General features: G+C 60.0%; 15 protein-coding genes. 8 read left to right on the forward strand and 7 right to left on the reverse strand.

Annotated features, from left to right (window positions below):
* Window positions 1-124: 124 nt before the first annotated feature.
* The 3 genes from QZ498_RS10580 to QZ498_RS10590 all read right to left on the reverse strand — a co-directional run bounded on the left by QZ498_RS10580 (window position 125) and on the right by QZ498_RS10590 (window position 3,309).
* Window positions 125-976, reverse strand: a complete 852-nt coding sequence (locus tag QZ498_RS10580; protein ID WP_294622029.1) for a dienelactone hydrolase family protein — start codon at window positions 974-976, stop codon at window positions 125-127.
* Window positions 977-1,277: 301 nt separating this feature from the next.
* Entirely contained in the window at window positions 1,278-2,861 is a 1,584-nt protein-coding gene (locus QZ498_RS10585) for an ABC transporter substrate-binding protein (RefSeq protein WP_294622031.1), read from the reverse strand.
* 196 nt (window positions 2,862-3,057) lie between these two features.
* Entirely contained in the window at window positions 3,058-3,309 is a 252-nt protein-coding gene (locus tag QZ498_RS10590) for a hypothetical protein (protein WP_294622033.1), read from the reverse strand.
* Window positions 3,310-3,345: 36 nt separating this feature from the next.
* Here QZ498_RS10590 and QZ498_RS10595 point away from each other — a divergent pair, with 36 nt between their 5' ends.
* From QZ498_RS10595 to QZ498_RS10610, 4 genes are all read left to right on the forward strand, one after another.
* Window positions 3,346-4,446: an ATP-grasp domain-containing protein gene (locus QZ498_RS10595; protein ID WP_294622034.1), complete on the forward strand. Its 1,101-nt coding sequence runs from the start codon at window positions 3,346-3,348 to the stop codon at window positions 4,444-4,446.
* Window positions 4,439-5,881 (forward strand): hypothetical protein, encoded by a 1,443-nt coding sequence (locus QZ498_RS10600; protein WP_294622035.1) that lies wholly within the window; start codon window positions 4,439-4,441, stop codon window positions 5,879-5,881. Before QZ498_RS10595 ends, QZ498_RS10600 begins: the two co-directional genes overlap by 8 nt.
* Window positions 5,823-8,078: an urea transporter gene (locus QZ498_RS10605; protein ID WP_294622036.1), complete on the forward strand. Its 2,256-nt coding sequence runs from the start codon at window positions 5,823-5,825 to the stop codon at window positions 8,076-8,078. Before QZ498_RS10600 ends, QZ498_RS10605 begins: the two co-directional genes overlap by 59 nt.
* A gap of 211 nt (window positions 8,079-8,289) precedes the next feature.
* Window positions 8,290-8,838: a hypothetical protein gene (locus QZ498_RS10610; RefSeq protein WP_294622037.1), complete on the forward strand. Its 549-nt coding sequence runs from the start codon at window positions 8,290-8,292 to the stop codon at window positions 8,836-8,838.
* A 43-nt stretch (window positions 8,839-8,881) separates the two neighbouring features.
* Here QZ498_RS10610 and QZ498_RS10615 read toward each other — a convergent pair whose 3' ends face one another.
* On the reverse strand, window positions 8,882-11,995 hold the full coding sequence (locus QZ498_RS10615; RefSeq protein WP_294622039.1) for a peptidoglycan-binding protein: 3,114 nt from the start codon (window positions 11,993-11,995) through the stop codon (window positions 8,882-8,884).
* A 485-nt stretch (window positions 11,996-12,480) separates the two neighbouring features.
* Here QZ498_RS10615 and QZ498_RS10620 point away from each other — a divergent pair, with 485 nt between their 5' ends.
* The 4 genes from QZ498_RS10620 to QZ498_RS10635 are packed head-to-tail and all read left to right on the forward strand — an operon-like array spanning window position 12,481 to window position 17,534.
* Window positions 12,481-14,208, forward strand: coding sequence for an alpha/beta fold hydrolase (locus tag QZ498_RS10620; protein ID WP_294622040.1), 1,728 nt, complete (start codon window positions 12,481-12,483; stop codon window positions 14,206-14,208).
* 5 nt (window positions 14,209-14,213) lie between these two features.
* Window positions 14,214-14,987 carry an enoyl-ACP reductase FabI gene (gene fabI / locus QZ498_RS10625; protein ID WP_294622042.1) on the forward strand — a complete coding sequence of 258 codons (774 nt, stop codon included), beginning with the start codon at window positions 14,214-14,216 and terminating at the stop codon, window positions 14,985-14,987.
* Entirely contained in the window at window positions 14,980-16,383 is a 1,404-nt protein-coding gene (locus tag QZ498_RS10630) for a bifunctional enoyl-CoA hydratase/phosphate acetyltransferase (RefSeq protein WP_294622044.1), read from the forward strand. The genes fabI and QZ498_RS10630 overlap by 8 nt, the downstream gene beginning before the upstream one ends.
* Window positions 16,380-17,534: an acetate/propionate family kinase gene (locus QZ498_RS10635; RefSeq protein WP_294622046.1), complete on the forward strand. Its 1,155-nt coding sequence runs from the start codon at window positions 16,380-16,382 to the stop codon at window positions 17,532-17,534. The genes QZ498_RS10630 and QZ498_RS10635 overlap by 4 nt, the downstream gene beginning before the upstream one ends.
* Before the next feature lie 26 nt (window positions 17,535-17,560).
* Here the strand turns inward: QZ498_RS10635 and QZ498_RS10640 are convergent, their stop codons facing one another.
* Genes QZ498_RS10640 through QZ498_RS10650 form a run of 3 tightly spaced genes read right to left on the reverse strand, consistent with a single transcriptional unit; the run spans window position 17,561 to window position 20,041 of the window.
* Window positions 17,561-18,343 carry a phosphodiesterase gene (locus QZ498_RS10640; protein WP_294622048.1) on the reverse strand — a complete coding sequence of 261 codons (783 nt, stop codon included), beginning with the start codon at window positions 18,341-18,343 and terminating at the stop codon, window positions 17,561-17,563.
* A 7-nt stretch (window positions 18,344-18,350) separates the two neighbouring features.
* On the reverse strand, window positions 18,351-19,151 hold the full coding sequence (locus QZ498_RS10645) for a carbohydrate ABC transporter permease (protein WP_294622050.1): 801 nt from the start codon (window positions 19,149-19,151) through the stop codon (window positions 18,351-18,353).
* Entirely contained in the window at window positions 19,148-20,041 is an 894-nt protein-coding gene (locus tag QZ498_RS10650) for a carbohydrate ABC transporter permease (RefSeq protein WP_294622052.1), read from the reverse strand. Before QZ498_RS10650 ends, QZ498_RS10645 begins: the two co-directional genes overlap by 4 nt.
* Window positions 20,042-20,048 lie beyond the last annotated feature (7 nt).

The following is a 20,048-nucleotide window of genomic DNA, read 5'->3' on the forward strand; positions in this document are numbered from 1 at the left end:
GATGGTTGGCTTTGACACTATCTTATCGCTAAATCACCACCGCTGCGAGAAAAAGACGCCCTGCAAAAGCACAAGGCGTCAAAGATGTGCATATGCGTTACACCTACGAAGAGGCTGCAAGGCGTTACATATGGGTGTTGAAGAATTGCAGGATTTCCGACCTTGCGTCGCGTGCTGCCGAGGGGCTGTATCCAACAAGGTTGCCCAAGTATCGGTGGACGGGCACGGGCACGTCGAAGGAATGGGCCGCGTTGGCATAGACGCGCACCTGCAATTCGCGACCGCGCGCGGTCATCCGCTGGCATTCCCGGGGCGGAACCCAGTCATCCAGCGCACCACCGAGAATAAGAAGCGGTGAGTCCAGATTTGGGCGGCGCGATCCTGTTGCGCCGCACCAAGGGTAAAGGGCCACGACACCGCGAAAGCCCTGTTGCCCACCGATCTGGCTGCGGCGGGTCCGCTCCATGGCCGCGATCATCGCGACGCTGCCGCCGTTGCTTTGACCGATGAGGAAAACGCTTTTGGCATCGACGAAGGGCTGTGCGCGCAAGAATTGCAGCGCGTCATAGGCATCGCTTGTGCGGTATCGCCGCGCGGCGGACAGGCGATTGAGGCTTTGGCAGACCGTCCCGCCTTGATTGCCGCGGGGGCCGAAGCTGTCAACGTTGAGGACGACGAATCCATTGCCGACAAGGAACCTGGCGTAGGCGTCCAAGCCTTTCCGGACCGCTGGTTGCCAGCCGCCGCAGCCATGCATCAAAACCACCGCAGGCGCCCGCCCGCCGCCGGCGGGACGATGCAGGTGGGCATTCAGAGACAGGCCTGAATTTGATGTTGAAGGAATGGACACGGCCTGCACCTTGGCCATGGCCGGGGCCGGAACGAAAAACGCCGCTGTCGCCAAGGCCAAAAGCGCAAAGCGCAGATGTATCAAAGGTTTCTTGGTGGCATACTTGAGACTTGGAATTCTAAACATGAATAGTCCTCCTCGCTTGCGCAGCGCCGAATGCGTGCACGACAGCGCGAAGGGCAATCCCGGCCAGTCCGCGCACGAGCACGCGCAAACCTGGCGCGTGAAAGTGGCGAATCGACGGCAAATTAGGGGTTATTCTCTGCCCGGCCCTCGTTTCCTCATTCGGATCTGTGCGATCTCTTGAGGATTGGGTAGCAAAAGGCCCCGCACGCTGGCAAGGCGGGCGGGGCCTGGAGTGTCAATCTGTGGCGAAATGCTGCCAAATCCGCACATAACGGCGAGAAGTCGCTAATGGCGTGGCGCGCTATTCCTCGAAGAAGGTCAGGTTGTAATACATTTGTATCGGACGCTGTAACCCGACCACGCTGTCGCGGAAGGCAATCGGTTCGAAGAACTGGCCCAGAACCACGAAATGCGCCTGACCGGCGATACGGTCCTGTATCTCCCCTGCAAGCCGGGCGCGCTCGGCATCATTATCTGATGCGATGTAGTCGGCGCGCAGCGCTTCGACCTCGGCGTCGTCCGGCCAGCCGATCCAACCGCTCTCGGGGTCACCCGAGAAGGCGATCCGCAAAGGATCGACAAGGTCGGGGGCCAACCACCAAGTATGGAACATGTTCCATGTCTCACCGTCTTCCCCGGTGCGATTTGCGCGGCGCTGGACAAGCTCGGACCAGGTCATTTCCTGATGGTCGATGGTAAAGCCGGCATCTTCGAGTGCGGTGAGCGACACCTCGGTGAAGGCTGAGATCACCGGGCTGTCGACCGGGTCCATCACGATGATCGGCGTGCCGTCATAGTCTGTTTGTTCCAGCAACTCACGCGCCTTGTCGACATCGCCCGTGGTGAACGCCTTGTCGCCAACGGGAGAGGCATATTCGGTTCCGCAAGGGTAGATCGAGGGGCAGAGCTGCCAATAATCGGTCGTTCCGATGGCGGCGGACATATAGGCCTTCTGGTCCATCGCGGTCATCGCGGCCATTCGGACAGCGGCGTCATCGAAGGGCGGGATTTGATGGTTGAACACACCCATGCCAATGCTACCGACGGCGTCGGCAAGCACCACCGTGATCCCTTCCTCGTCTTCAAGCTGTTCAGCGTGTTCCGTTGTCGGCGACTCCAGATATTGAACCTCGTTGTCGATCAGCGCCTGAACGGCGTCGTCCTGCGAGGGGAAGCTGACCCATTCGATGCGCTCAAGGAAGGGGATTTTTGCACCGGCGGCCAGCGATGTGGGTTCAGACCGTGGAACGTAGTCCTCGTTGCGGACATAGACCGAGCGCTCACCCGGCACCCATTCTTCAAGATCGAAGATGAACGGGCCCGACCCCGTTGGGTCGGTGATGGGAACATCCGGGTCGGTCTCGGCGATACGCTTGGGCATCATGAAGGGAACGCCCGACGACATCTGCGCCAGCGTTTCTTTCATCCTTGGATAGGGTTTGCTGAGGCTGATTCTGAACGTGTCCTCGCTTTCGGCCTGAATATCGGCGATTTGCTTGAACAAGGCTTGTCCGACACCGTCACGCGCCCCCCAACGGCGCAGCGACGCGACGCAATCCTCCGCAGTCACCGGCGCGCCGTCGTGCCATTTCAGGCCGTCACGCAGCGTGAAGCTCCACTCCAGGCCATCCTCGGAAACGTCCCAACTGTCGACCATCTGCGGCTGGGCTTCGTTTTCGCGATCAAACCCGAACAGAGTGTCGTAAACAAGGAAACCATGGGTGCGCGTGATATATGCGGTGGTCCATATCGGATCGAGAACCTCCAGTTGCGCATGTGGAACCGCGCGCAATGTCTGAGCGGCAAGCGGGGCCGCTGCCAACCCGGCCGCCGCAAAGACGACCCCGGCCAAAGCGTTGCGGAATAAGGATGTCTGGACGGTCATGGTGTGTCCTCCCTTCGGGTTGGCGAGTCGGTATTTGACGCTTCGCGCGTAGGCTGAGCCCAAGCATAGTGAGCTGTGGCATCACCGAATTGATAACCGTCAACGTGCTGAGAATATTAGAAGATTATGTTGGTACAGAGTCGCACGTGAAAAAGTGTTCGCTCGGGGGAAATTAACTGTAGGGGGATGCGTGCAATCAAAGGGCACCGATACTGCGCGCGATATCGGCACTGATCATCGTACGCTCAGAATCATCCGGGATCGTTTCGTCTTCGATTCCGAAAGCGGCGAGTTCTTTCTGCTCAGCGCGGAAGGGGTTTGGATTTTGCGCGCCATTGTCTCGGGTCAATGCAGCGCCGAGATCGAGAAAAATCTTATGAAACGCTATGGAATCAATCGGGGGACAGCCATGCGTGATTTTGAACAGTTCAAGTTCCGGCTCATCCAATTGGGGCTGATCTCCGAAATGCAGGAGACATAGGTCTTGCCGGCGACACAAAAGCCCGTGGTGATCGCCGTCAGCGGCCTTCATCGTGGTGAAAGTCCGCAACCGGGGGGAGCGGTCATCGAATCCATCCGCAGCCATATCCCGCATGCGCGTTTCATCGGCATCAGCTATGACCCCATGGAGACCGGAATCTATTCTGACGGTCCTGATCGTGTGGATGCGACCTATCTGTTTCCCTATCCCGGGGCGGGCCAGAGGGATTATCTGGCGCGCATTCGTGAGGTCCATGAGCGCGAGGGACTGTCCCTTGTCATGCCAACATTGGACAGTGAGTTCGACAACCTGATCGGCCTGCGCGATGATCTGGAAAAAATGGGCATCGCGGTTGTCGCGCCGACGGCGAAATCCTTTGCCGAGCGCTCGAAAATCCGGCTCAACGAGCTTTGCGTGAAGGCCAATGTCGCGGGGCCGCGGACCTTTCCTGCCAGTGACGTGACCACGGCGGCGCAACGCGCTATCGCCGTTGGCTACCCGTGCTACATCAAGGGCCTGCACTACGAGGCCCATCTGGTTCATACCGAGGCACAGCTTGCTGCCGCCTTCGACAGGGTTGTGTCGACTTGGGGGACGCCTGTCATGGTGCAGGAGGCCATCTATGGTGAAGAATACGATGTTGCCGCGGTTGCCGAGGGCGGCGAGTTGGTTGGCGCGATCACGCTGCGCAAACTCCTGCGTTCGAGGATGGGCAAGGGCTTTGGTGGCGTGGTCGTCGAAAACCCGGACATCGACGGTATCACCCGGCGGCTGCTCAAAGAACTCGAATGGGACGGGCCGCTTGAGATTGAGTTGGTCAAACCGATCGGGCGGCCCTTTGTCCTGTTCGAGATCAACCCGCGCTTCCCGGCGTGGATATCCTTTGCCGCGAAGACGGGCATGAACCTTCCCGCCTACAGTGCGGCGCATGCGCTTGGAACCACGCCACCGGCGCTGTCGGATTGCCCGGCCGGCAAGATGTTTCTCCGGCACTGCGAGGACATCGTCGCAGATATCACGCTTTTGGCAGATCTCGGTATCGACCGGGAACTGACCGACTATTCCAGTAAGCACAAACCAGAGGACGGGCTGACCCATGAATGACGACTACGAAAGCCCGCGGATTTCGGAAGAACTGGGCAATCTGTCGCCCACCATGTCGGCGGAACGCAACCCGCTCGCGCGTGGCTATTCCGTGGAGCCGCTGACCGAGATCGACGGCTGCAAGATCGAAGACATCATCGAACGCGCCGGATCGCCCGCCTTTGTGTTTTCCGAACGGACGCTGCGCCGGAAAATCAACCGGATGCGTACGGCCTTCAGGTCACGCTATCCCGAGACCCACTTCTTCTGGTCCTACAAGACCAACAACCTCGATGCGATTTGCCGGGTTCTCAAAGACGAAGGGTGGGGTGCCGAGATCGTCTCGAATTTCGAGTACAAAAAGGCCCGGCATCTTGGGTACGAAGGCAACGAGATCCTGTTCAACGGACCTTACAAAAGCCCCTCGGCCATACGACGTTCCTTTGCCGAAGGCGCGCTCATCCAGATCGACAACTGGGATGATCTGGACCGTGTCGAAACCGCGGCCGAGGAGATGGATGGACCCTTCGATGTCGGCATTCGGGTCTGGTTCGCGACAGGCCATGGGCCGACGTGGTCCAAGTTCGGGTTCAATCTTGCCAGCGGCGAAGCACAGCGCGCGGCGCGGCGTGTCGCACAGAACCCTAACCTGAACCTGCACACGCTGCACAGTCACATCGGGACCTACATGCTTGACCCCGAAGCCTATCGCGTTGCAACGAAACTGCTTCTTGGGCTTCGGGATCAGGTGGAGGACGACACGGGCCATCTTGCTGCATGCTTGAACCTTGGTGGCGGTTTTCCATCCTACAGCCTTCTGCACGGCATGAAGGGGCCCGCCGAGACGACCATTGCCCCAATCGAGAAATATGCAGACGCCATCACCTCAGAGCTGAACAGGCTTCCCAGTGACAGGCGCCCGGAATTGCGGTTGGAAAGTGGTCGCCATCTTGTTGACGAGTCCGGCTACCTCATCAGCAGTGTCGTCGCGGTCAAGCAGGGAGAAGCCGCCGGGCAGCCGCGCGGCACCGCCGAGGATGCCATGCGCATCAAGGAAAGAAGCCTTTTGGGGCGATATTCCAAGGTCACCTATGTCGCGGATGTCGGGATCAATCTTCTTTATACGGCGGCGTGGTTTGAAATCTCGGTTCGCCCGGCGCGCAGAATGGATGAACTGCCCGAGCAGACAAGGCTTGTCGGCGACCTTTGCATGGAAATCGACGTGATCCGCGAGAATGTCGCGCTGCCAAGGTTGAGGGTGGGTGATCGGCTGACGCTGTGGCCCGTGGGGGCCTATAACCTCGGCCAATCCATGCAGTTCATCCACCTGCGTCCGGCCGTTGTGATGATAGGCGAAGACTCCGAGATGCGTCTTATCCGGCGCCGCGAAGACCTGAATGACATTGAAGCCCCGGAAGTTTTTGGGGATGAACCTGACGTTGGCAGGCATGGTTGAGCTTCGTGGATCAATCCGGGCGTGCAGCCTGCATGACCGGGGGACCGGCAAGGGCGGGGCTCTCTTGGGTCTTGTCGAAGATGTTTTCCTGCGTCCGCTCTCGGCCCTTTTGCTGATCCAGTCTTCGCTTGTCGGCCTTGGGTTGTGGGTGCCTTTGTTGCTGTCGCCCAGCCTTGCCTTGGTGGGCTTGCTGGCCCTGTTGTTCATGGCCGCATTGGACAGGTTTCTTGTTCACGCCGAAATGTCGTCGCTGACGATCGAGTTTCGCGCCAACGGCCTTTTGGCCGCGCTCGTTTCTTATTGGGTCCTTGGGCCGATCGGGTTGTCCGCGGTCGCGCTGACCTTGGCCACCGGGACGGCGGTACTTGTGGCGCTTTATCTCGTCTTTCTTGGGAAATCCCTGCATCCTGAGCAGGGTCTTCCGGTAACGGTTTGGCCCTACTGTATCGTTGCGGCCATCATATTGACCCTGTTTTCCGGCATGGGCAGCCATCCTGCCGAGTATTTCGGCTGGCCGGACATGGCCTACCAAGATTGGGCAGACCTGCCAGCGGCCTTCTTGTACGGGCTCGGGGTGTTCGTGTTTTCGCCTTCGGTTCTGTCCGGGGCCGTTATCGCGATCTTGATCGCGCTATGGTCTCCGGTGATGTTCCTGACCGGCCTCATCGGGTGGATGTCGGGCGCGCTTTTTTCCATCGCGATCATTTCGATCGGTGCCCCGGTGGATTGGGTGCCTGCGTCCTATAATTCCTTTCTTGCGGGGATGGCACTTGGGGCGGTGTTCGTCGTGCCCGGTTTGCATGGGCTTGTGACGGCATCCTTTGCAGGAATGCTCGCCGCGCTTTTGGCGGCCTTCCTTCAGATCCAGACGAACCATTCGGGTGTGTCCTATCTTCCGATCCCGTTCATCATCACGCTCTATTCCGGTCTTGCGACGATGACCGGCATGGGGCTGGTCGGGCGCGATTGGGGGGCTTTGGCGTTATGGGCGCGCCCCGAAACGGCACGGATATCCTTCGATTGGCTGGAGTCGCGATGGGGCAGCAAGAAGAACCAACTTCTCAGCGTACCGGTCCATGGCCCGGTCGAGATCACGCAGGGTATGGATGGGCCGCTGACACATCGCGGTCGCTGGCGTCATGCGATTGATTTCGAGAAGCCCCGGACGAACCTCGGCACGAACGCGGAAAACCGCCCGTCCATTTGGGGGGCTGAGGTGTATTCCCCGGTCGAAGGCAAGGTCGTCTCGGTTCAGAACGGGGTTCCGGATAATCCGATTGGCACGGTGAACTACGGCGAGAACTGGGGAAACCACGTTATCATCCAGTCCGACAAAACCCCTCATGTCGCGGTGTGTCACCTCATGGCGGGGTCGGTCGCGGTGCAACCGGGGCAGCGGGTGTCGTTCGATACCGTCCTCGGGAAGGTCGGCAATTCAGGCCGCTCTGCCGTGCCGCATCTTCATCTGCAGCAACAGTCCGGCCCGAAACTTGGCACGCCGACCAAGCCGTTTCGCCTGGCCAATTATTTCGAGGTCGACATGAGCGATGGGCGATACCGGCGCTGGTTGGCGTCGGGTTTGCCATCCGAGCGGCAGGTTATCGCCGCGGCAAGCCAGAACCCGGTAATCCATGATCTTGTGACCGGAATGCTCCCGGGCCGTGGCCTTTGGACGATCAACAGGGGGGCGATGTCTGGATCTAGCAAGGCCGGTTCACTGGTTGTGACAACCCGCTTTACCGAAGACGGGCTGTTTCGAATGGAGGACCGGGACGGCGATTATTTCGAGGCGGAGTTGGATATCGACGCCTTCCGTATCGTCAGCGTGTCCTGCGACCGGCGCGGGCCCATTGCCGCGCTTGCAACCGCGATGTCGACGATACCCTACGCGGCTTTTCCGGGTATCGAATGGGATGATGCGCTTTATCTGCCGGTTTCGCTCAAGACACGCTCTTTGCGCGATATGATGATACCGCTTCTCGGTGCGCCGTTGACGCATGTGTCTTCGCGGCTTGAAACCCTGTCCAGCGATTTGGGTGCCAGCATCGTCTCGACCTATAGGCATAGTGACGATGGACCCGCGTACACAAGTCGCCTTCACATTTCCCCTAAACGCGGCCCCGTGTACCTGAGTTGGGACGGCGAGCAGGGCGAAACCGTGGTTGAACTGGTCTCTTTCGAAATCCACGCAGGATGACCGGGGTCAAGGCGTTCGCCGGATGGGTTGCAAGGCAAGCATGGTACGTTGCGCGTATACATAGCGTGCCAAACTGTTTATCGTACTCGTGCAAAACCGGGTCGCTGGGGCTGCTCTGCATATGATGGCAAAACCTGATATCGCAATGATTGTGGGCCTTTGTATCGGCCTGATCTTGCCCGGGGTCGCGATGAGTGACACTTGCCCGCAATTGCAACTGCTGCGCGAAGAGCGCCGCGAAGACGTTCAGGCCGCGCGTGATGATTTCAATTCCGAGCGCGACAAATTGGATAAGGCGTTTCGCGAAAAGAAGAAGGAATTGCATGAGAACGGATGGCTCACGCGGCAGGAGATCGACAGGGCCTACGCGGAGAGGAAAAAACACGTCGACGATGCTGACGAGCGCAACCGCCTGACCGATGCGGAAATGAAGAAAAAGGCCTGCATCAACTATTGGACGGACGCGCGATTGGCCATTCTGGACCGCAAGTACGAAGAGCTTGTGTCGGCCCTGCGATTTAAACGCGATATCACGATCGCCGAGATCAACGCCAGTTGGCGCTTGGCAAGCCGCGTCCAACAATCCGTGTGCCGTTTGCATGGGAACATGCTGACGAAGGACTGGGGGTGCAGTCAAAAAAGGGATTGTGTGCCGACCACCGGGGAGCTTGCCCAAGCAATTCTTGATGCCCACATGGCCATAATGCGGCGCGAGAGCCTAAGCAAAATCGACGTATCATCAGTGGCTGACTGCGACTAGCCGGGGCGAGGGTGCGCCCGGCCAATCACGAAACCCACCACGATCAGAACTTGGTGGTTATGTCGTCCTTTTCGGCAGTCAGCGCCTCCCGCATCACCTCGCGTGGTGCCGATGCATCGACAAGCAGGGTATGAATGCTCAGGTCATCGTTCGTGCTGAAGAACCTGACGGCGAGGGCCGGAACGCAATCCGCCTCTTCAAGGATCATCCGCCTGCCGACCTCGCCTTGCGGGAACGGCAACGACAGGACATTCGAGAACAACTCCCAGCCAACGTCGGCGCGTGAGCCTTGGCGCCATGTTTCACTGAGGCCACTGGGCAAGTAGCGGCCAAGGCTGGTTGGAAACAGCGGAAGGCAGTTTCTATGGCCCGTGTCGTTGACCTGAAGGTGGTTGCCCCAGTTGCTGTCTTCCAAACCATATTTTTCCGAAATCAGCTTGCGAAACTCCCCCGCCATCGGACGCTTTCCCGGCAGGTCCAAGGTTCGCGTGATCGCGATCACACCCTCCTCGGGCCGATCGACCAGATGATACACCGCGATCGATTCACCCGTGGACGCATTGCCATAGGCAATGGAGTTGGCAAAAACGTTCTTTGCCATGTGCCGTTCTACAATCCCGTCGATCTTCTCGAAATGCGAGCGGATCACCTTGTCGGCCTCGTCCAATGACATGCCGAGTTTCAGCCCGACGATGTCGGGGTCGATCAGCGTCGGGGCGTCGTCACTTTCCGCTTCTGGCTCGGCCTGATCAACTTGCTCCTGTTCGGCTTGATCCTGCTTTTGGTTGTCCCCGGTATCCCCGGCGGGGAAATCCTCGTGCGTGAGACTGGCAAAGTTCAATCCTTTGAGGTCATAAAGCTCGGCCCCCAACAGCTTGGTTTCAAGGAAAAAGCCCCGTTCGTTGCGCTGAACGCCGGTGAATTCCATGGAGATGTCGAAAACGAAGTGTTCGGGCAGATCACGCTTGCGCCCCAGGCAATCGTAATATGTCTCATTGGCGTTATTGACGTCATAAGCCGACGCACCTGATCCGTCTTGCATCAGATCATTGAGGGCGTCGCGCTCCGAATGGCAGTTGTCTTGCAGGAAAAGGCTTTCCGCCTTGGCTGCCTCCATTTCCAGCGCGGGAATACGCGGCAAGCGGTCCGACACCAGAATGACATTCCTGATGAGTGGCCGCAGGCCTTGGACCAATGATTCGGGCAGCTCCTTGACGTTGAAATCCTGCTGCAACCCGGGGTCACCGAATGCGGCGGACTTGCCCAAGTGCTCGGCCATGTTCTGCATCCGGTCCATGCGATGAATTTCGCGCAGATAGCCTCCATTGGTTCGGGATGCGGTCAGTTTGCCATCTTTGTATCCGACCCACTCTGGCTCGACCTTTATGGGGGTAACGGCCCTCGGGGTGAGATCGGAAAGCAGTCGCTGCACCTCGGCCTTGTAGTCATCCACCAATTCGGGCGCAACGAAGGATGGCTTCCGGCCCCTCACCTGATCGGGCGAGAAAACGCTGGGGCCGTTGCGGTCCTGGTCGTATTGAACCTGCCGCTCTGTCAGTTGCAGCCATTCATCCTCGGTCAGAACGTCAGGCGCGAGGCGCAGCACGAAAAACGCGCCCGGGACGCGCGGCCATATATCCGAAACCGGCGGCGCATAGGACGGTTGGCCTGCGTCCCCTGCATCCGCAGTTGGCGTTTCGGGATAGGTATAAAGCACCTCTTCCAGCGAATGCATCGGATGCAACCGGGGCGGCCCTGTCACTTCGATACTCAAGCGATTCATCGAGTCATTGGGTTCAATCGACAAGGTTGCAGGAGAGGACACCAGGAGCTTACGCAGGCTGCCAAGCTGATCCGAGAAGGCCCGTGCCTCGGAGACCTCCATGGAAATGGGGCCAATCCCCGGGCCAGAACGGTACTCGGCCAGTACTGAGCGCCCGTTCAGGTCCAAACGTTTCTCTCTACAAGAGGTCGTTCTTTGCGGGAACTCTTCTGCGTCGAAGTCGTACTCCCCGAAACTGGCCGCGCAGATCAGCATCACGTCAATCGAGCCGGCAAGCTGGTCTTGCGCGATCCGCGCCTCGACAAGGGCGCGGCCCTCGGACATGAAAAGCCGCCGGTCGAATTCGTTCTCCCAAAGATAGGTCGAGATCGACGCGAGTGTGGGGCCACCGGCCTTGCGCTTCGCCGCCAGATTGTTGAGCAGGATTTGTGGCGGGTTGCCCTCGTGAACAAGGCCGATCAAGGCGTCGATGTCCTCATCCGGAAGCGTATCCAGAAGCCGCATCATGAAATCGGTATCGTTAATCAAATCCGCATTCGCGGCATACTCAAGCCGCGTCACCATATCGTCCCGCGAGTTTTCGTATCGCGAACTAGCGCTGCGTGGTACGAAATCGTTGCTGATGAAGAACAGGGGCAGGTTGCCTTGTGCCCCGGATGCGCCTGGCATCGTGTCGCTGTTTGCAACTCTGTTTGTCGATCCATCTGTTGTGACGCGCTGCAAGTAGGCGGCGCGGTCGCGCATGGTTGACTCAAGACAGGCCCGGTTGCCGCCGCAAGCGTTGCGTTCCCTCAGCCAAGCGCGCTGACCTTGGAGAAGGTCGTCGGCGGCGGATGCATCCAAGCGATCCCGGGCGGTTGAGAACGAGCGGGCAATCTCGCGATCATAGGTGGCCAGACTGGCCGAACTGCAAATGGCCTTCTCGGTCGAGGTGCCGGCCCGGGCGCAATCAAAACTCGGGTTTGGCGTATTGCTTGCGGTGGGTGTCGTGCCGCCAGCTTGCCGTTCGGCTTGCATTCGCCGCAGGATCGACCGCGTGGGTTGGCCCGTGACCGGTGCGCCGATATCCGCCTCGAACCTGCGGATCGCCTGCGCCGTCCGGCTGCCCATCAGGCCATCAATCGGCCCGGGGGCATAGCCCAGATCGGTCAGTGTCGTTTGAATTTGACGGATGGTGCGCCGGTCCGATTGTACCTGTTGGCGTTGTTCTGTGCGGGGCTCTGCACGGTCTCTTTGCGGTTGGCGTTCTTGCTGTTGTTTGGAAAGCTCATTGATGACGTTTATGCCCGTAACAACGTCATTCAGGTCGAAAGAATACCCCGGTGTCGCAGCCAGAGTGAAAAAAAGAACTAGCTTGATCGTGTTCCGTTTCATCGCGCATCCCCCCCTCGCGCCGAGTAATAGTGGCAGGGTACATGATGCTTGCTCAAGCATGATTCGGGCAATGATATCGGATAAAACCCTTTTGTTGGGTGCCAAGGCGAAAGCCTTCGACCCAAAACATGAGTCACAGCTTTGGGGCGCAGGCCGCGCAACATGTGACTGTTGCTCGCGCCCTGTCTTTATCTGATGTGTCAGGTTCAAAGCAGGACGCTTTAGGCACTCAGGCAAGCGTTAGGTGGGTTCTCCAAGACTGCCTGCAACGCCAATGGTTTGGATCGTTTCGTCAGCAAGACAAGCTGCCGTGCTTGCTGGCTTTCAGGCATGGATGGGACGCCGTCGTTCAAACGGTCATTGCGGATTTTGACGGGGAGCCCGGTGCCGCCCAATTCGCACGTATGATGAATATTCGTCCTGTTGTCTGCCTGTCATGTAACGGTCCTAAGAGGGGGCGCGTATGACAAATCCGGTGGGCCCCGATGAAAGATCTGAAATCCGAGCGATCCAACACAGACGACAATCAGGCCCGTGAATTTCCGCAACGGCCACTTCGCAAAAAGCTGGCGAAATTGTCGTTTGGTGGCTCGCCTGCATCCATGCAGGCCATGTGGAGCGATTGGGCCGTGCATTTCGCGATTGCCCCCGACCTTCAGGTCGACATGGTCAAATCGGCAAGCGAAAGCTGGCTGCAATGGGCGCGATATGTCTCGACGGGCTGCCCGGATGACCCGGATCTCAAACCCATCGAGCCAGCGAAAACTGATCGTCGGTTTCGGAGTGATGGGTGGAGCCAACCGCCCTTCGCGGCCATGGCGCAAGGCTTTCTGTTGCTTGAAGACCTTGCAGATCAGGCGGCGCGAAACGTTCCCGGGCTTGAACCCTCCAAAAAAGACTCCGTGGCCTTCGTAACGCGGCAAATTCTCGACGCCATGGCGCCGTCCAATTTCCCGGCAACTAATCCCGAGGTTCTGACCCGCACCTTGGCGACGGGCGGGGCGAATATCCATCAAGGGCTAAAAAGCGCGCTTCGCGATATCAAGGACGGGCCGCACCCCGCCGGAAACAGTCAGGTCGGGGAGACCGTGGCGACCACGCCGGGCAAGGTGGTGTATCGCAACCATCTGATCGAGCTGATCCAGTATGAGCCAACCACCGATACGGTGCATCCCGAACCCGTCCTGATCGTGCCTGCGTGGATCATGAAATACTATATCCTCGATCTAAGCCCAGAGAACTCACTCGTGCGCTACCTGACCGAGCAGGGCTTTACGGTGTTCATGATCTCATGGCGCAACCCCACGGCAGAGGACGCGCATTATGGGATGCAGGACTACCTCGACCTCGGGCCGCGTGCGGCTTTGGACGTGATTGAAAGCCATACGGGTGCCAGACGGGTGCATGCTGCCGGTTATTGCCTTGGCGGTACGCTCTTGTCGATCGCCGCGGCGGCCATGGCGCGCGATGGCGATGACCGGTTGGCGAGCATGACGCTCTTTGCCGCGCAGACGGATTTCAGCGAACCGGGGGAACTCAACCTCTTCATCAACGAAAGCCAGGTGTCATTCCTTGAGGACGTGATGCATGAACAGGGCTATTTGGACGCCAGCCAGATGATGAGCGCCTTTCAGATGCTGCGCTCCAACGATCTGATCTGGTCGCAGATGGTCCGCAAATACCTGCTGGGGGAAGACGATCTTCCGATGAATGACCTGATGGCGTGGAATGCCGATACCACGCGGATGCCCGCGCGCATGCATTCGCAGTACCTGCGGCACATGTTCCTGAACAACGACCTTGCCGCGGGGCGCTATCATGTCGATGGGCACCATGTGTCGCTGCGTGATATCCGGATTCCCGTTTTCGCTGTGGGCACCGAGACTGATCATATCGCGCCATGGAGATCGGTTTTCAAAATCCACGCCCTTGGACACGCCGATGTGACCTTTGCCCTGACCAATGGCGGACACAATGCCGGTGTCCTTTCTGAGCCGGGCCACAAGCGCCGCCATTTTCGCATCCATACCGTCCGGGATCAGGACAAGGCCTTGTCGCCAGAAGATTGGATGGAGGTTGCGCCGTTGCAAGACGGAAGCTGGTGGCCGGCCTGGGCGTCTTGGCTGGCAGACAACTCCGGGACAAAGGGCAAACCGCCCAAGATGGGCAAAGCCTTGGGCGACGCGCCCGGCACCTATGTATTTCAGGAGTAAGCCGCATGTTTCCACGGAACGACTTTCTCAAGGGCAAGGTGGGTCTTGTCGTGGGTGTCGCCAATGAACAGTCCATCGCGGCGGGGTGCGCCGCGGCGTTCCATACCTCTGGTGCGCAACTCTGTGTGACCTATCAGAACGACAAATCGCGCCGATTTGTCGAACCGGTTGCCACCTCGGTCGATGCCGAGTTGTTGCTGCCTCTGGACGTGACCGACAGCGCCCAAATCGACGCGGTTTTCGCCGCGATTGAAAAGACTTGGGGCAAGCTCGACTTTCTTGTGCACTCCATTGCCTATTGCCCGCGCGACGACTTGCATGGGCGCGTGGTGGACTGCTCTCGGGACGGGTTTGCAAAGGCCATGGATGTCTCGGTGCATTCGCTGATCCGGCTTGCCAAGCGCGCCGAGCCGTTGATGGCGGAGGGCGGCACGATCCTGACCGTGTCCTATCACGGGGCCGAAAAAGTGGTGGATCACTACAATATCATGGGGCCGGTCAAAGCCGCCTTGGAAGCGACGACCCGCTATCTGTCGGTGGAGCTTGGGGACAAGAACATTCGCGTGAACGCCTTGTCGCCCGGACCGCTGGAAACACGTGCCGCCTCGGGGATTGATCACTTTGACGCGTTGGTGGATGATGCCCGCAGTCGCGCGCCGCTGCATCGCCTCACCACCATCGAAGAGGTTGGCGCGATGGCCGCCTGTCTGGTGTCCGACTTTGCCAGCTCGGTCAGCGGCAACACCGCTTATATCGATGGAGGACACCACGTTGTCTGACCCGGAACCGCTTGGCTTTATTGAAAACCGCCCGTTTGACGAGATCAAGATCGGCGACTCTGCCGAACTGGTGCGCACGCTCACAGCGCAGGACATTGATGCCTTCGCTGTCGTGTCCGGGGATGTGAACCCGGCCCATGTGGATGAGGAGTTTGCCGAAGGCGACATCTTTCACAAGGTCGTGGCGCACGGGATGTGGGGCGGTGCCCTGATCTCGAACGTTCTGGGCACCCAATTGCCCGGGCCGGGCACGATTTATCTTGAACAATCGCTGAAGTTCCTGAAACCGGTCGGGGTTGGCGATACCGTCGTGGTGCGCGTGGAAGTGACAGAGCGCGACGAGGAAAAGCACCGCCTGACATTGGCCTGCACCTGCACGAACGGTGACGGAAAGCCCGTGATCGAAGGCGTGGCCCGCGTCATTGCACCAGACCGCAAGATACGCAGGCCCCGGATGACCATGCCGGATATCGTCCTGCACAAACACGGCAAAGCCCATGGCGAAATGCTGGCCCGTGCGCAGGCGCTTGACCCGATGGCCACGGCTGTCGTGCATCCCTGTGACAGGTCCTCGCTTGAAGGGGCGCTTCAGGCGCGTGATCTTGGGGTGCTTGCCCCGATCCTCGTGGGCCCGGCGGCGCGAATCCGCAGCGTGGCAGAGGAAAACGATCTCGACATCACGGGGTTGGAGATTGTCGACACGCCACATAGCCATGCCGCGGCGGAGGCGGCTGTCGATCTGGTCCGCACTGGCGCGGCGCGGGCCTTGATGAAAGGCGCGCTGCATACCGATGAGGTCATGTCGGCGGTTGTATCCAAGACCGGCGGCCTGCGCACCGAGCGCCGGATGAGCCATGTTTACGTGATGGATGTGCCGACCTATCCCAAGCCGCTGATCATCACCGATGCCGCGATCAACATCGCGCCTGACCTTGAGACCAAGGCCGACATCATCCAGAACGCCATCGACCTTGCCAGTGCTATCGGCATCGACGTGCCCAAGGTGGCCATATTGTCAGCAGTCGAGACCGTCAACGCACGCATGCAATCCACGATCGAGGCGGCGGCGCTTTGCAAGATGGCGGATCGCGGCCAGATCACGGGCGGGCTTCTGGATGGCCCCTTGGCCTTCGACAACGCGATCTCGATGCGCGCTGTCGCCACCAAAAGCATCGTGTCGCCCGTCGCGGGGCAGGCCGACATACTGGTTGCGCCCGACCTTGAGGCGGGCAACATGATCGCCAAGCAGTTGATGTATCTGGCCGGGGCTGAAGCCGCCGGTGTCGTGCTTGGTGCGCGTGTGCCGATCATCCTGACCAGCCGGGCCGATGATACCAAGACCCGTATCGCCTCAGCGGCGATTGCCGCGCTCTACAGCGCGGCCCAACGCCCGTGACAGGGTTGTTGACGCTCAACGCCGGGTCGTCCTCTCTCAAATTCGGCCTCTATGACAGCGCGCCAGAGCCGGTGCTGCGCGTGTCCGGGCAGGTGGACGGCATTGGCAGCGCCGCGCAACTCATCCTTCAGGCGGGCGATGAGACGACGAAAACGCCCTGCGGTGCGGCCACGCATCGCGAAGCCCTTGAATATGTCATTGATGCCCTTGAGCCATATCTCGACAACACCACGATCACTGGTGTCGGGCACCGTGTCGTGCATGGCGGGCCGGATCTCGCGGACCCCGTGATTGTCACGCCGGAGATCGAGGCCGCCCTGACGGCCCTTATCCCGCTGGCCCCCTTGCACCAACCGCATAACCTTGCCGGTATCGCTGCCGCGCGGGGCCTCTTTCCCGGCGCAGTGCAGGTGGCCTGTTTCGACACCGCCTTTCACCGAGGGCACCCTTGGGTCAACGACACATTCGCGTTACCCCGTCAGTTTTACGACGACGGCATACGGCGCTACGGCTTTCATGGGTTGAGCTACGATTACATCACCAGCGTCTTGAGCCGCGACGAACCCAACCTGTATGCGGGCCGGGTTATCATCGCGCATCTTGGCAATGGCGCCTCCATGTGTGCTGTGCGGCAGGGCAAAAGCATCGGGTCGACGATGGGCTTCTCGGCGCTGGATGGATTGCCGATGGGCACGCGCTGTGGCCAGATTGATCCGGGGGCCGTTCTGCACCTGATCGAAGAGAGGGGCATGACTGCGAAAGAGGTTTTGTCACTGCTTTACAAGCAAAGCGGGCTGTTGGGGCTGTCCGGCATCTCAAGCGACATGCGCAGATTGCTTGCCTCGGATCAGCCCGAAGCGCGGGATGCGATCGACTACTACGTGTTTCGGGCGCGCCGCGAGATCGGGGCCCTGTCTGCCGTTCTGGGCGGGTTGGACGCGCTCGTGTTCTGTGGCGGCATCGGAGAGAACGCGGAGATCATTCGCCGCCGCATCGTCGAGGGTCTTGACTACCTCGGGCTGCGCATGGCCCCGGACCCCGATCCCACGTCCCGCGATATCGGCAGCGGCCCGGCCCGTATTCTCGTGATCCCGACCGACGAAGAACGCGTCATCGCCCGCGCGACGCGAAGGGCCTGTGCAGCTTCATGATGGCGGATGGCGCGGGTATGGTTGCATCACCGAAAGTCGCGAGAGGATATCAGCAGGGCCCGGGACTCGGTTCCGATATCGTGCAGAACGGCGCCGGAGTGACCCTGTATGAAGCTGATCCCGGCATCCATGCGAAGATCGAGACCAACAGCATGTGAGGTGCCCGGGGCAATTATGACCGGGCGTCCGGCAAATTGCCCCGTGATCATGCGGTGAACATGGCCGCAGGCGATCTGCACCGGGCCGTCATGGTCCCGCAGCAGGGCTTCGAATCGCGGATTGGGGGCGAGGCCGATGGCGTCCATCGCGGATATGCCCGTATCAACGGGCGGGTGATGCATGAAGATCAGCACGGGACGGTGCCGCAGGTCGCGCAGCGTTGCCTCGAGCCACGCCAGCGTCGCGTCGGTCACTGCGCCATCGGCCACCCCTTCAACCAGTGTATCAAGGCCCAATATGGTGACATCGTCCAGATCTTCACGCCAGTTGATCGGCCCGTGATCGGGCATCCAGTCCTCTTGCGCGGCAAAGGTGCGCATCGGCTCGCGGCTGTCATGATTGCCGGGGATGGCGCGCCATGGCAGCGGCGCGTCGGCCATGATGTCGCGCAGGTGGTCATAGGCGCCCTTGCACCCCGTTTCTGTCAGGTCGCCCGAAATCACCAGCCGTTCCACCGGGCCGATGACCGGCAAGAGGCCCGTCAGCCCGGCCAGCATTTGCCGCAGCGCCGCCGCCGTGTCGATGCGGCCGTTGAAAAGCTGCCCCTCGGGCATGATGTGCAGATCGGAGATTTGCAGGATGCGGGTCATGCTGTCCTCATTTGACGCCAGCGGTCAGGAAGGCTTGTACGAATTGCCGCTGGAAGATCAGGAAGCTGATCAAAAGCGGTGCGATCACCATGACCGTGGCCGCCGAGATGACCGAGATATCGACGCCGTTCTCGGGCGCGCCGAAGAGCGACAGGCCCACGGTGAGCGGCCGGGTGGAGGGCGAATTGGTCACGATCAGCGGCCAGAGGAAATTATTCCAGTGCGTCGCCACCGAGACAAGGGCATAGGCCAGATAGGTGGGGCGCGCGGCGGGCACATAGACCCGCCAGAGCACGCCCAATGTGCCGCAGCCTTCGACGCGGGCGGCCTCGTCCAGATCCTTGGGAACGGATTTGAACGCCTGTCGCATCAGGAAGATGCCAAAGGCCGAGGCCATGTAGGGCGCGCCTATCCCGAGGATGCTGTCAAGCAATCCCAAGGAGGCCGCGACCCGGTAATTTTCGACGATCAAAACCTCGGGCAGGATGAAAAGCTGCATCAGCACGAGGATAAAAAGCGCGTCGCGCCCGCGAAACTCTGTCTGGGCAAAGGCAAATCCGGCCAGCGTGCAAAGCAGGAACTGCCCCGCAAGGATCAGCGAGACCAGCATGAAGGTGTTGAGGAAATACCGCAGCCACGGCGCACCGGCCCAAGCGGTGCGGAAATTCTCAAGCGTGAGGGGCGCGGTCAGCCGGAAATTCACCGCGTCGCTGACATCGTGAAACGCCGCCCAGAATGCGAAAAGCAGCGGCGAAATCCACAGCAGGGCCAAGAGGATCGCGGCGGCGGGTTCGATATAACGGATCATCGGTAATGCACCCGCCGGTCAAGCACGAGGAACTGGAAGGCCGCCAGCGCCCCCATCAGGGCCAGCACCAGCACGGTCATCGCCGCGGCTGATGGCCTGTCGAAATAGGCGAAGGCGTTTTCCCAGATGTAGTAGAGGATCAGCTTGGAACTGTCCGACGGGCCGCCCTTGGTCAGGATGAACAGATGGTCGATCAGCTTGACCGAGTTGATCATCGCATTGACGAGGATGAAGAGCGTGGTCGGCATCAAAAGCGGCAGCACGATGCGGCGGGTATAGGTCCAGCGGCTTGCCCCTTCGATATCGGCGGCCTCTTTCAGGTCAGGGGGGATGGTTTGCAGCGCGGCGAGGTAGAAGATCATGAAGAACCCCGCCTCTTTCCAGATCGTCACCACGCAAATCGCCCAAAGCGCGGTTTCAGGCTCACCCAGCCAGTTGACGGGCCCTGCTCCGAACAACGCGCCGATCTGGTTGAGGATGCCGAAACTGGGGGTGTAGAAAAACAACCAAAGGTTCGCCGCCGCGATCATCGGCAGCACGGTCGGGGTAAAGTAAGCGGTGCGGATAAAGCCGCGCGCAGGCAGTTTGGAGTTGGCCCAGAGCGCCATGATCAGCGCCAGCGCCATGGATATCGGGATGGTGACAAGCGCATAGGAGAGGTTGTTGCCTGCCACCTGCCAGAAGGTCGGATCGTCAAACAGGTAGCGGTAATTCTCAAGCCCCGCGAATTCGGCCGGATTGCGCCGGGTGCCGCGCGACCAGAGCGAGGTCACCATGGTCGCCAGCGACGGGTAAAAGGCAAATGCCGTCAGCATGATGAGCGCGGGCGACAACAAGAGCCATCCGTGGAGGGCGCGGCGGCGGCGCTCGAATGTGAAGGCGTCGGTCATGCGGGTC

Source organism: uncultured Roseovarius sp., from assembly GCF_913057115.1.
In the GTDB taxonomy this organism is placed as follows: domain Bacteria; phylum Pseudomonadota; class Alphaproteobacteria; order Rhodobacterales; family Rhodobacteraceae; genus Roseovarius.

Coding starts and splice junctions, on each gene's coding strand:
- QZ498_RS10645 (WP_294622050.1), bottom strand. CDS start 19,151: ATGATCCGTTATATCGAACCCGCCGCCGCGATCCTCTTGGCCCTGCTG.
- QZ498_RS10650 (WP_294622052.1), bottom strand. CDS start 20,041: ATGACCGACGCCTTCACATTCGAGCGCCGCCGCCGCGCCCTCCACGGA.
- QZ498_RS10600 (WP_294622035.1), top strand. CDS start 4,439: ATGAATGACGACTACGAAAGCCCGCGGATTTCGGAAGAACTGGGCAAT.
- QZ498_RS10605 (WP_294622036.1), top strand. CDS start 5,823: ATGACATTGAAGCCCCGGAAGTTTTTGGGGATGAACCTGACGTTGGCA.
- QZ498_RS10580 (WP_294622029.1), bottom strand. CDS start 976: ATGTTTAGAATTCCAAGTCTCAAGTATGCCACCAAGAAACCTTTGATA.
- QZ498_RS10620 (WP_294622040.1), top strand. CDS start 12,481: ATGAAAGATCTGAAATCCGAGCGATCCAACACAGACGACAATCAGGCC.
- QZ498_RS10640 (WP_294622048.1), bottom strand. CDS start 18,343: ATGACCCGCATCCTGCAAATCTCCGATCTGCACATCATGCCCGAGGGG.
- QZ498_RS10585 (WP_294622031.1), bottom strand. CDS start 2,861: ATGACCGTCCAGACATCCTTATTCCGCAACGCTTTGGCCGGGGTCGTC.
- fabI (WP_294622042.1), top strand. CDS start 14,214: ATGTTTCCACGGAACGACTTTCTCAAGGGCAAGGTGGGTCTTGTCGTG.
- QZ498_RS10615 (WP_294622039.1), bottom strand. CDS start 11,995: ATGAAACGGAACACGATCAAGCTAGTTCTTTTTTTCACTCTGGCTGCG.